The 10,365-nt window shown below is 35.3% G+C and carries 12 protein-coding genes and 2 pseudogenes; 6 read left to right on the top strand and 8 right to left on the bottom strand.

Going from position 1 to position 10,365, the window contains the following annotated elements:
- Window positions 1-185 precede the first annotated feature (185 nt).
- The 4 genes from FTU64_RS15735 to FTU64_RS15750 all read right to left on the bottom strand — a co-directional run bounded on the left by FTU64_RS15735 (window position 186) and on the right by FTU64_RS15750 (window position 1,824).
- The gene (locus FTU64_RS15735) at window positions 186-743 is read right to left on the bottom strand and encodes a TetR/AcrR family transcriptional regulator (protein ID WP_005146114.1); all 558 of its coding nucleotides are present in this window, start codon (window positions 741-743) and stop codon (window positions 186-188) included.
- Window positions 744-1,088, bottom strand: a complete 345-nt coding sequence (locus FTU64_RS15740; RefSeq protein WP_005146112.1) for an SMR family transporter — start codon at window positions 1,086-1,088, stop codon at window positions 744-746. It abuts the gene before it with no gap.
- A gap of 151 nt (window positions 1,089-1,239) precedes the next feature.
- Window positions 1,240-1,521 carry an addiction module antidote protein gene (locus FTU64_RS15745; protein ID WP_067865280.1) on the bottom strand — a complete coding sequence of 94 codons (282 nt, stop codon included), beginning with the start codon at window positions 1,519-1,521 and terminating at the stop codon, window positions 1,240-1,242.
- The gene (locus tag FTU64_RS15750) at window positions 1,522-1,824 is read right to left on the bottom strand and encodes a type II toxin-antitoxin system RelE/ParE family toxin (protein WP_178962753.1); all 303 of its coding nucleotides are present in this window, start codon (window positions 1,822-1,824) and stop codon (window positions 1,522-1,524) included.
- 190 nt (window positions 1,825-2,014) lie between these two features.
- Here FTU64_RS15750 and FTU64_RS15755 point away from each other — a divergent pair.
- The 3 genes and pseudogenes from FTU64_RS15755 to FTU64_RS15765 form a co-directional block, all read left to right on the top strand.
- Window positions 2,015-2,365 (top strand): annotated as a pseudogene (locus FTU64_RS15755) (PAAR domain-containing protein); the annotation flags it as partial.
- A 216-nt stretch (window positions 2,366-2,581) separates the two neighbouring features.
- Window positions 2,582-2,776 (top strand): annotated as a pseudogene (locus FTU64_RS15760) (toxin C-terminal domain-containing protein); the annotation flags it as partial.
- 5 nt (window positions 2,777-2,781) lie between these two features.
- Window positions 2,782-3,183 carry an Imm41 family immunity protein gene (locus FTU64_RS15765; RefSeq protein WP_111886124.1) on the top strand — a complete coding sequence of 134 codons (402 nt, stop codon included), beginning with the start codon at window positions 2,782-2,784 and terminating at the stop codon, window positions 3,181-3,183.
- 196 nt (window positions 3,184-3,379) lie between these two features.
- On the opposite strand, the gene FTU64_RS15770 is transcribed toward FTU64_RS15765, so the two are convergent.
- From FTU64_RS15770 to repM, 3 genes are all read right to left on the bottom strand, one after another.
- Window positions 3,380-3,931 (bottom strand): plasmid replication DNA-binding protein, encoded by a 552-nt coding sequence (locus FTU64_RS15770; protein WP_005404788.1) that lies wholly within the window; start codon window positions 3,929-3,931, stop codon window positions 3,380-3,382.
- Between the two features lie 77 nt (window positions 3,932-4,008).
- Complete coding sequence (locus tag FTU64_RS15775) at window positions 4,009-4,254, bottom strand: hypothetical protein (RefSeq protein ID WP_005404787.1); 246 nt, start codon at window positions 4,252-4,254, stop codon at window positions 4,009-4,011.
- A 76-nt stretch (window positions 4,255-4,330) separates the two neighbouring features.
- Window positions 4,331-5,281 (bottom strand): replication initiation protein RepM, encoded by a 951-nt coding sequence (repM, locus tag FTU64_RS15780; RefSeq protein ID WP_005404786.1) that lies wholly within the window; start codon window positions 5,279-5,281, stop codon window positions 4,331-4,333.
- A 2,485-nt stretch (window positions 5,282-7,766) separates the two neighbouring features.
- On the opposite strand from repM, the gene FTU64_RS15785 reads away from it, so the two are divergent.
- Window positions 7,767-8,759: a hypothetical protein gene (locus FTU64_RS15785; protein WP_227554861.1), complete on the top strand. Its 993-nt coding sequence runs from the start codon at window positions 7,767-7,769 to the stop codon at window positions 8,757-8,759.
- A gap of 126 nt (window positions 8,760-8,885) precedes the next feature.
- Window positions 8,886-9,095, top strand: coding sequence for a hypothetical protein (locus FTU64_RS15790; protein ID WP_005404800.1), 210 nt, complete (start codon window positions 8,886-8,888; stop codon window positions 9,093-9,095).
- Here the strand turns inward: FTU64_RS15790 and FTU64_RS15795 are convergent.
- The gene (locus FTU64_RS15795) at window positions 9,092-9,415 is read right to left on the bottom strand and encodes a hypothetical protein (protein ID WP_104442387.1); all 324 of its coding nucleotides are present in this window, start codon (window positions 9,413-9,415) and stop codon (window positions 9,092-9,094) included. The genes FTU64_RS15790 and FTU64_RS15795 overlap by 4 nt on opposite strands.
- A gap of 501 nt (window positions 9,416-9,916) precedes the next feature.
- On the opposite strand from FTU64_RS15795, the gene FTU64_RS15800 reads away from it, so the two are divergent.
- A complete protein-coding gene (locus FTU64_RS15800; protein ID WP_127801456.1) occupies window positions 9,917-10,180 on the top strand; it encodes a hypothetical protein in 264 nt (87 codons plus the stop codon).
- Window positions 10,181-10,365 lie beyond the last annotated feature (185 nt).

Consider the following 10,365-nt stretch of genomic DNA (forward strand, 5'->3'; position numbering starts at 1 on the left):
ATACCAACGAACAGCCCAAAGAATGATTTCACCTTGAAAGTGCCGACCGTGGAAGGGATTCATCTGCTGTATCTCGAAATAAATAAGATATTTAGCTTATCATGTCAGCCTATTTGCAACAGTGCCGTTCTATGCACTGGATTTTTCTATCTGGGGCTTACAGTTCAAATTTCGAATAAGAGATTTTATGTTAAATAGGTTCGATTAAGCAGATCGTCTTCTAATTTTGAACATTGCTCATCATCAATGACTCCGGTAATACTTTGTAGCCACAACCCATCTGCTGCTAAACGAAGTAACTCTAAATCAGGATGACTATCCGTTTCTGCATGTTGAGATAATCTATTTTTTAGCCATTCCATCCAAATTTTATTAAAGGTAGGCTCTGTGATCATAGTCATTGATAACGCTGACCAAGCAGAAACCACCCCATCTATTTGATGGATAAAAGAACTATGAATATAAGCTCGTGTGAATTTACCATATTCTGTTGGATCGCGTTTAATCAAGTATTCAACTGTTTGATCTAAATCAAGAATTATTTGATTGAACATTTCTTCTATCAAATTTTTTTTATTCGGGAAATGGTGAAATACCCCCCCTTTTGTTATACCTACTGCTGTAGCAATATTTTGAATAGAAACACCAGAAATACCCTTTTGAGAAACAAGAATAGTTGCCTGTTCAAGGATGCGCTTTCGAATAACCTCTGGTTGCTTCTTTTGTTGCCGAATTTCTTTCACTTAATGACCTGCTGATTGCGAAAATAAATTAATAATTATTACGCCAGATACGATAAAACCAATTCCAATTAAAGCAGGATTATCTAGTGTCTGTTTAAAAACAAAGTAGCCAACTACAGCAGTTAGAACAATCCCAACACCAGCCCATATAGCGTATGCGATACCTAAAGGGATTGTTTTAATAACTTGTGATAATAAATAAAATGCCGTGCTAAAAAAAATAAAGACCATCACGCTTGGAAAAAGTTTTGTAAACCCTTCCGATTTAACTAAAAAACTACTTCCAATCACTTCGGAAACTATTGCAAATCCAAGTAATACATAAGCGAGTAACACACTGTTCATAAGTAATCATACCTAAAATACCAATCGGAAGGTATGTTAAATTTTCAAAAAAAAATTATCAATAATTATTTTAGATTTTCTAAAATTAACATAATACACGTTATACGAAATTAAAAAATGGAGCCTAAAGCTCCATTTTTTAATAATTTTTTTAAATTGCTAAGCGCAAATTTAGTGCTTTTACAACTTTAATCACCGTATCAAAACTAGGGTTCACATCACCAGAAAGTGCTTTGTAAAGACTTTCTCGGCCTAGACCTGTATCTCGTGATAATTGAGCCATTCCTTTAGCTTTAGCAATGTTACCTAAAGCTTTAGCAATGAATGCGGCATCACCATTAGATTCTTCGATACATGCTTGTAAGTAAGCCTGCATATCTTCTTCTGTTTTAAGATGCTCAGCACTGTCCCATTTGCGAAGTTTAATAGCCATTTATAGCTCCTCCTCTAAATCTTGTGCCAATTGCAGGGCAAGTTTTATATCTTTACTTTGCGTAGACTTATCTCCGCCTGCTAAAAGAATAACAACCCTTTGCCCTTGTTTGCAGTAGTAAATCCTATAGCCTGGTCCAAAGAAGAAACGTAATTCAGAGACACCTTCACCAACTGGTTCAGTATCTCCAAAGTTTCCATCTTCAACCCGATCAATTCGGACTTGTATGCGTCTTTTTGCCTGTTGGTCTTTTAACTTGGTGAACCATTCATCAAAGACTTCAGTGGTATATATTGAGTACATAAACAAAATGTATCCTACAGGATACATTTATGCAAGAAATAAACTTGGTTTTGGGGAGCCTGAAACGCTGAATTTCGTATAACAGCCATTATGTTAAATGGATAAGGAATTGTGAAGTAGTTATCAAATTTTTTATCATTAATTCCTTATGCTTTAATATGTTCATTCTTAATAAATAATCAAATTATAAATGAAAGCATTAATAACAGTTGGTTGTAAAACCGATCATGGTGGAATCATTATTTTAGGTGATTCATCTTTTACTGTCGAAGGTAAAGCAGTACATCTTGATGGCATGACTCACTTTTGTCCTAAATGTAAGGTTCAATCACGTGCAATCGCATCTAATCAAGGTTTTATGACCGTTGGTGGAAAAAGTATTGTTGCTGTTGGTGATACTTCTAGTTGTGGATCAAGATACCTAAAGCTATCTGATCTAGCCGTGTTGAGTAATGGTTCTGGAAGTAGTTCAAGCAAATCTTCTATTTCTAGTTTTCAATCAGTAACACAACAAAATAGTTTTGTAAGTAATTTCAGTTCTAATAATAAAGTTGCAAGCTACCCATCATGTGATGAAGAAGGTAACTGTATTGAAATCGAAGAAAAACCTATACAGCCATTTACATATTTAGAAGAAACTTTTATCGCTCCTTTAAGAGTTCTTTTTGGGGGGATAAGTAAAATTGGAAAACTAGGTATTAATGGAAAGGCTCTAGTATATCCTAATGATAAAACAGCAGGAAAAGCAGCAGAAGCAATGGGATATAAAAAAACAAACTACAGAACAAAAAATGGTGCAGCAGTCTATAAAAAAGGTAATAGTTATATATCTCGAGATGTTGATGGGCATAATGGTGGGGCATGGAAAGAAGCTAGTAGTGTTGACAAGTTAAATAGTAAAAGCACTCGGAATGGAACATTTGATGTAAATATGAATAGAATCGGAGATTAAATTATATGTTGGAAAATTTTAATAGAAATATCACCTTCTTAGGCGAAGGAATCTATGATCCTAATTCTTTTATAGGCTTATGGATTGATGAGGGGGTATGGTCTGATGTTGAATATTGGAAATTAGAAAAAGATTTATTAAGTATAAATTTTCATTATTCTAATAATTCGGCAATACCCCGAGATATATTGAAAGGAGTTATGAGAATTACTCAATTAATGTTTGTTCCAGATTGGAGTGACTTTTCAATTTATAAAAAGCACGAACTATATACTTTAGATGAAGATTGGGGAATACCAACAATTTTTGATAGATATGAAAGGTTTAAATATGTATTAGGAATTTTATTTACAGATGAAATCAACTTGGATGATCAAGACTTTGGTTATGATTTGAAATCGAATTAAATTATTTAATATTCCTAAAATTAACATAATACGCGTTATACGAAATGCGTTATAATTCCACTTAGAAATCAATGCTGTAGTTTCTAGTTGATAGCCCACCTTCCCCAAGGTGGGCTTTTTTTGTGATTTTTCACGTTCCACGCTTACTTCTTGAGCAATGCTCCACGGTTTTAATAAGCCCAGGTGAACAATCAGATCAGCCATATGGCTTAAAGAAGCGGCTCCAGAAGCCTCTTTTTTCCGGTTCTGGGTCTACGTGTTCAGGAACAGGGATTCGCTTGTTTTCTTTTTCAACCGGAATAGTCAATCCATCATCTTTAGGTTTGGTTTCTAGTTTTGGATCTATCGCTATATCTGTTTCAGGTTGATGATTATTAGCTGTAGTGGCTTGGGATGGTTTCATTTCAATGAGGGTCAGGAGTGTGTCGATGCGAGAATTAGCTTTTGCTTCTCTATCTTCTGCCTTTTCTAGTTGTTTCTTTAGAAACTCAATCTGATTTTTGAGTTCTTCCACTGTTTTATCATTGTATTCAGGTGTATCTAGGTTTTGTATCGGAGACATGTCAATACGTTTTGGGTGTTTTCCACCAAAAGGCTCACCATAGACACGAAGTAATTCTGAGAAGTCGATAGAACCATCATGATCACGACTTAATACTCCGTTTTTTATATCTTTGTAGAGTGTGGCCCGAGATTTTTTATACAGTGTTGCAGCATCACTAACACTGTATTTTGTACTTGTTTTCATACTGTATTACTGTGTATTTAGGAGACGTATTAAAGAATACAACAAGTGTATTCTTTAATACACTCAAGGTTTAAAGCCTAATTGCTTAAGTAACCTAAAACACCATTTCTAAAATCCTCACTGGTAAAGGTTCTATCAACAAAACGCATATCTTCTTCTGTATTTATTAAATCTCTCAAAAAGCCGAGTTGATAATCCCATTCATGATCTAATTGTATAGAGCCACTAATTTCTGAACCGTCAGAAGTCTCAATTTGGATATGAGCTGAATAACCTTTAGTATTTTTTTTAGCACTTAATAAAGCAATTGCATCAATAAGCATTTCAAATTCCTTATATGACTATAGTTTAATTATTTAGTCTCAGATTTTAATTCTGGATCCTTCACTCACTGAGAGTTTAGTTGTTAACAGCATTGTTTTTAGTAGCTGACATAAATCCCACTTTTTCTAAGTATGGATACAGTTCTTTAGCACGATGTGGATCTTGCAGCATGTCAGCTATACGAATTGCAAATTGCGGAAAGCTTTCGGTGCCTTGGGAGTACTTACTCATCTCAGGTAATTGAGAGAGTTTATTAGCAAATAAATGTCGCTGAGCCTTAGTCATTTTTGAAACAAGATCTACGGTATTTGGATCTCGTGTCGAGTTTAAATTCTGCTCTGTTTGCTTGTTTTTAAATAAAAATGAAAAGCCGTAAATTGAACGTCCTTTTTTATGTTGTTCGTATTCAACAGTGATGTCAGTGTGTTCATTAAGCTGTTTAACTGAAATATCTAGTACTCGTTTTTTTAAATCAGAAATTATCGCGTAGTCTGTTTTATCAACTCCTAATTTTTCTCTAAAATCGGCTAATTCAAAAATTGGCGTTTTACCTGTACTTCGCCACGCTATTAAAAGCTCATATAAACGGATTGCATAAGCACTACTCAGATTACTAATTTGTTCTAGCTCATATTTAGTAAAATGTTCTTCTAATCTTGTAATTAATGGAACAATGGCTGGGGAAAAAATAAGTTTAACCACGGCTTCATTCTCTATATATCTGATTTCACTAACCCATCTAGATTTAATATGTTCTATGTTTTTAGAGTTTTTTTCTTGATAGCTAAACTGACGTAAGAACAGTGCATTACAAGCATTTTTCAATGTTGTATAAGCCGTATTTCTATGAACATTAAATTGATGTGCATAACTTTCAGCATGAACAACGAGTGGGTCGTTTGTATTGATACCTTTTCCACTTTCTCTAGCTTCAACAATAGCTAATAAGATTAGTCTTTGCTCTGCTAGATCTAGGTTGTAACTAGCATTGATTAAAGCATTATCTTTGACGACAGTATTTTTCATATCTTTATTTTGACGTGATCATTTGATGTCAATATATTGACACTATATTTTGATGTCAATGATTTTTTAGGTTATGCAAGATAAACGTCCATGTATAGCAAGATAAACGTCCATGTATATTAAAAATAATAGGTTATAAAATGTCTATTTAATATATTATCTAATCTATTATTTATAATAAAAACAATAATATATATAGATATTTTAAGATAATATCTTTGATATTATGTATTTAATATTTATTAAATATCTAATATATAATCGGAATTAATAAAAATTCATTAAATACAAACACTTATTGCAATTAGGTGGTTTATAATTCAACCTTAAAATTGACATTATAATATTTGTCAATATATGCAAGATAAACGTCCATGTATAGCAAGATAAACGTCCATGTATAGCAAGATAAACGTCCATGTATAGCAAGATAAACGTCCATGTATAAGCTCTGTAACCCTTTATTTTATAGGGCTACAGAGCATCTAAAAACATTAAAAGTATTTAAAAATAATTAAAAACGTGAATCATGAAAAATTGCCCTTGGTTTTCGCTTCGCTCAAACTCTATTGAATCTCGCTTTCGCTCGATTCGAGGGGCAATTTTTTGGTTAATATTTTCGTGAGTTTTAGAAAAAGCAAAAGCAACTCGGAATTCGCTTCGCTCATAGTACTTTTTTGCTCGCTTCGCTCGGTCTAGGCTCAATTTTCTACATATGATTTACGCCTTTTTTGACTTCACAGCCTAAAAAGCTGTTTTTCAGGGAGTCTAGGCACGACTTTTTGATGTTCGCTCGTAGACACTCGCTCTGATATAACGATTAGAGGCAAAAAATAGGGGGTAGACGCGTTTTTTCACTGATTATCAAGATTACCTATATCAAATAGAGAAAATGGCTTAAAACGCAAATCAGCGCAAAATGGAAAGCAGTTTATAGTCGTACTCAGGACTTTGATCTCAGTTATTTATGTGTGATGAGGGACACACAGATTTTTAATTTCGTTCAGCAGAATCGGCTGCGTCAGGATTTTTTAAGTGAGGTCCCCACTAACCGTTTTTAAAAAGTCGGATCAAAGACTTTGATTTGACTTGTTTTCTCAAGGTTCTTGGAATTTCTGGATCCGATGCCACTCGAATCTGATCTTCTAGGTCGATTTTTACAAATGTGGCTGGAGGGTTTAGACCGCCAAGTCTATGAAGTTGCCAAACTTCATCCTCAAACCACATTCTTCCAATTCTCTTACACACTCCAACTTAATGGCGTGTCCTTTCGTTACTCATTTCAACGCTCGCCTTTCACTCGAATTGAAATGCTTCCTTTGCCATTACAGCAAAGCCCTACTAAGTCACTCTCCCACAGTTCTGTTTTCGGAAGTTGCCTCCGATTGAATAAAGACCTCTTCAAATTAAAGAGAAATCTTTAAGCAATACGGCTTCGTCATTAAACAAAACTGCTTCCCAAGTTAGTATTAAAACAGTTGTTTTCAGTTGCCTGAAAACTGGCAGAACCCGTGCCGATCTCCTACATACAACACCTACATTCCTATCTCCCCCGATCGCAGTTCCAAGTCGTATCAGGTTTATACAATGCAATATGTAGTTAATAATCATCCACGTTCACGCCTTACCCATATCGACATACACAGCCTAAAAAGCACCATGTTGACGACCTTACAGGCTTGAGCTATCCATTGATCTCGACAGCAAAACAGAATGTCTTCCGACAAATTCACTGTTCTACCTAAAATCGAGTACCGATTGCGCCAGCTTTCGCCTTGCAACCCTGACACCTCACGATGCCCTCAAAAGCCCACCTGTGGGTATAACCTACGCCCTTGTCTTTATTTTTGTTTTTGACTTGAAGCGTCTGGTTATCAGCTATTCACGAGGTTACTCATTCCGTGAGTCCTCTGACTGTCTGTTTTAATACAGGGTTTTGGCCCTTTCAGCCTAGGAGGGAAGTTACTCCCACCGCCACGTCACCGTGATCCCGTGTCCTTGTCGCCCAACTGACCTCCACCTTGGGAGTGGAGGGTGTTCATTCATCAAAATGAGTGAACAGGTAGAAAGCGGGAGTCACACCCGCCAGCCCCTAGTGTAGCCGCGCCAGCTAGAGTTTCCTCACGCACGCAGCTTCACCACTAAAGCTTCTCAAAGACTGGCAATCCTCAAGAAGGGGGAGTGTGTCTGATTCATGGGTAGGCAACCCAGGAACCAAACAGAAAAGAATTGGCTCATGGATTGGCAGTCCACGCAAAAAATCAAAGACCCTAAAAGTTTTATATTTGATCAAGTTGCGGTCGTCAAGCCCATTTTGGGGAACTGCTATTTATAGAATCTCCGAAGGTGATTCGCAATCATGCTTAAAGTCTCAAAAATTGCATTTTTGAGACTTTAAGAATTTCTTATAGAATTTTTAATAAATATCTTTTATAAATCTCTTATAGAATCACTTTATTAAAATCACTTTAAGAGTAATAAAAAAATGATTTATTACAGCTATGTTCCTAAAGATTTTACAAAACATGTCATGGGAATGATGACGAACGAATATGATCTTGTTGCTAAGAAATTCATATTGAATATGAATACTGATGAAGCAAGCCGTATGATTTCAAAATGGATTGAGCGTTATCATTTACTGGAAACAGCCCAACAAACCTATCGAAGAAGATTGAACAGTGAGCCAGTTTTTAGCTTGCTGGTTCATTTCACTTATAGTTATTTACCAGGACTGAGTGAGAGTGAATGCTGGGAAAAATTTGATAAAAATGAACCTGCTTTTTTGGTGCAAGTAGAGGCTTACCTGTTTTGTCGAACCAGTGATGCTTTCTTATTGGATGAAAAAACTCAAAAAGTTTTGAGCAAAACAGACAAACAAGATTTATTGAAGATTAACCGTAAAATCTTTGAGATCTGTCCAAGTTCAGAGTCTTTTAGTTACATTGGTGAGGTTAATCCAATCAGCTGTGGTAGATATGAACTGGTACGTCTGACCAAGCCGAAGAAAAGCATTAAAGAGCTTCAAGCCAAGAATTGGACCAATGAAAAACATGTCACAGATTGGACCTGGCGTTTGACTGATAAAGCCTATAAGGAACAACTAGAACAAGGGAAAAGGGTCGTTTTGCGGTTTCAGAGCCTGATTGAAAAAAATGCCAGTCTGGATGAGAAGAAAGCCTATTTTGAACGCCATTTCCGGGCCTTGGAGGGCTATTTAGGCTACCGTGGGGTACGTCAGCAGATCGGAAATTTGTATCACCTAGAAAAACGCTTATTCAAGGATAAATATAATCAGCCCTGGTTTGATCATGGTGCCCGGACTTTAAAACTTTCATATATGAAAAAACTGAAAAGTTCGATTGTAAATAATTCATCATATCAAGAAGCAGAAGCTCATTTTAGGAGTGTATTAACGGAAGATCTCAACAAAAAATACGAAAAATGGAAGGCGAAGTCCAATAAAACCGAGGTATAGGATGTTTTTTAAATCAATCTCAATTAACAATGGTGATAACTCATGCAGAAATATCCTGATGATTATTATCTCAGCCGCCAAGAAATTGACGATTTGAGAGCTGAGGCTAAACACGCGGCAAAATATATGAAAGCTTTTTTCGATTTTAAGACCGAAGCTCGTTATTTATTTAGTGTGACATGGTCCGCCCAAGACGGGGAATTTATTGGACTCTGTGCCGAATTCCCGTCGCTATCCTGGCTAGATCCAGACCGTGATAAAGCACGCTCAGGCATTGAGAGACTTGTCTTTGATGTATTACAAGACATGAGTTCCACTGGAGAAGCCATACCTTAATATTTTTGGAAAAATGCCTGATTCCGCTGGATGTATTCATTCAGATTATTTGAATCTAAGCCGAATATTTGAAGTTTTTTATCGACATATTTAAAAAAGAAGCAGTAAACAATGTGCATTATCCCAAGTGCCAACGCTTCCATTTTGATAACCGGAAATAGAGCAGTCGTGTCCGTAACGAGAATTTCTAATGTGAAACGATTAAAAAAATAGATGAAAAAAGTCACCAGACTCAACAAAGTCAAAAGTGCATAGGCTTTAACACAAGCCTTGCAGTGCTTATTCATTTTTTCCAGTTTCTGAAAAGTTATAGGATTCATTTTGCTCTCTAGGCAGTTAAATTTTTAAGTGAAGAAATTTCTACCGATTCTAAATATCCAGGATTAAAAAAGGGAAAAAATTTCTGTTAGATGATCCCGTGCTTTGTAAAAAAAATATCAAAATTATAAAGAGTTGAATTCTATTAATACATTGAAATTAAACATAATTTTTAATATCGACACACATGATAGCTACCTAATGGAGCTAATTTAGGTAGCTATCATGTGTGATGCTAAGCTTTAAATTTTTTATAAAATATAAGCATTTGATTTTAAATATTATTTTGTTTATGTGGCAAAAATAAAACTCAAACATTAATATTTATAAGTTATTGAAATTAAATATAAAATTCAGATCACACATAATACCTACCTTGATGTGGAAAGAAGCTATTGTGTGTGTCGATCAGAGCATTATATGTAGAAAGGTCTCTAGTTCTTTATCCTGTCTACCCGACTTGTAATATGATTCATATATCAGCTAATTGGGAGTACGGCACTATGTCAACAGTAGATCTAATTGATGAAGATGACAATGAATCAGGTATTGCTGCCAAAGCTGCAAATGTACTTCGAGACCGCTTTATTGCCGCAGCGCAAAGAGGAACAGTGCTGTATGTAGAAAATGATAATTTAATGAGTAAAACACCGAATGGTGTGCCAATTTTGGTTAAACACTTGGACGGCCGGAATCCTGACCTTGCTTACCGACTTGCTGGGCGACGAACTTTTAAAATTAAAAAACGTAAAATTAATTCGAATTGAGGCAGGCTTTTACTCCCATTCGATCGAATTTCGAATAAGAGATGTTCTGTAAATTTAGAGTATAGCCTAACGGAACAAAATAAAGTCTTAAAAAGCAACTCAAAAACCGTATTTATAGACTTAATATTTAATTTCGGTACAATATGTATTTAATTATCTAAACTCTAACGGTACAGAATGCCTAA

The sequence above is a fragment of the Acinetobacter sp. YH12128 genome, from assembly GCF_013418655.1.
In the GTDB taxonomy this organism is placed as follows: Bacteria; Pseudomonadota; Gammaproteobacteria; order Pseudomonadales; family Moraxellaceae; genus Acinetobacter; species Acinetobacter amyesii.

Bases quoted from the DNA above. Each gene is read 5' to 3' on its own strand.
- FTU64_RS15740 (WP_005146112.1), bottom strand. From the start codon at position 1,088: ATGAACAGTGTGTTACTCGCTTATGTATTACTTGGATTTGCAATAGTT.
- FTU64_RS15745 (WP_067865280.1), bottom strand. From the start codon at position 1,521: ATGGCTATTAAACTTCGCAAATGGGACAGTGCTGAGCATCTTAAAACA.
- FTU64_RS15750 (WP_178962753.1), bottom strand. From the start codon at position 1,824: ATGTACTCAATATATACCACTGAAGTCTTTGATGAATGGTTCACCAAG.
- FTU64_RS15765 (WP_111886124.1), top strand. From the start codon at position 2,782: ATGTTGGAAAATTTTAATAGAAATATCACCTTCTTAGGCGAAGGAATC.
- FTU64_RS15770 (WP_005404788.1), bottom strand. From the start codon at position 3,931: ATGAAAACAAGTACAAAATACAGTGTTAGTGATGCTGCAACACTGTAT.
- FTU64_RS15775 (WP_005404787.1), bottom strand. From the start codon at position 4,254: ATGCTTATTGATGCAATTGCTTTATTAAGTGCTAAAAAAAATACTAAA.
- repM (WP_005404786.1), bottom strand. From the start codon at position 5,281: ATGAAAAATACTGTCGTCAAAGATAATGCTTTAATCAATGCTAGTTAC.
- FTU64_RS15785 (WP_227554861.1), top strand. From the start codon at position 7,767: ATGATTTATTACAGCTATGTTCCTAAAGATTTTACAAAACATGTCATG.
- FTU64_RS15790 (WP_005404800.1), top strand. From the start codon at position 8,886: ATGAAAGCTTTTTTCGATTTTAAGACCGAAGCTCGTTATTTATTTAGT.
- FTU64_RS15795 (WP_104442387.1), bottom strand. From the start codon at position 9,415: ATGAATCCTATAACTTTTCAGAAACTGGAAAAAATGAATAAGCACTGC.
- FTU64_RS15800 (WP_127801456.1), top strand. From the start codon at position 9,917: ATGTCAACAGTAGATCTAATTGATGAAGATGACAATGAATCAGGTATT.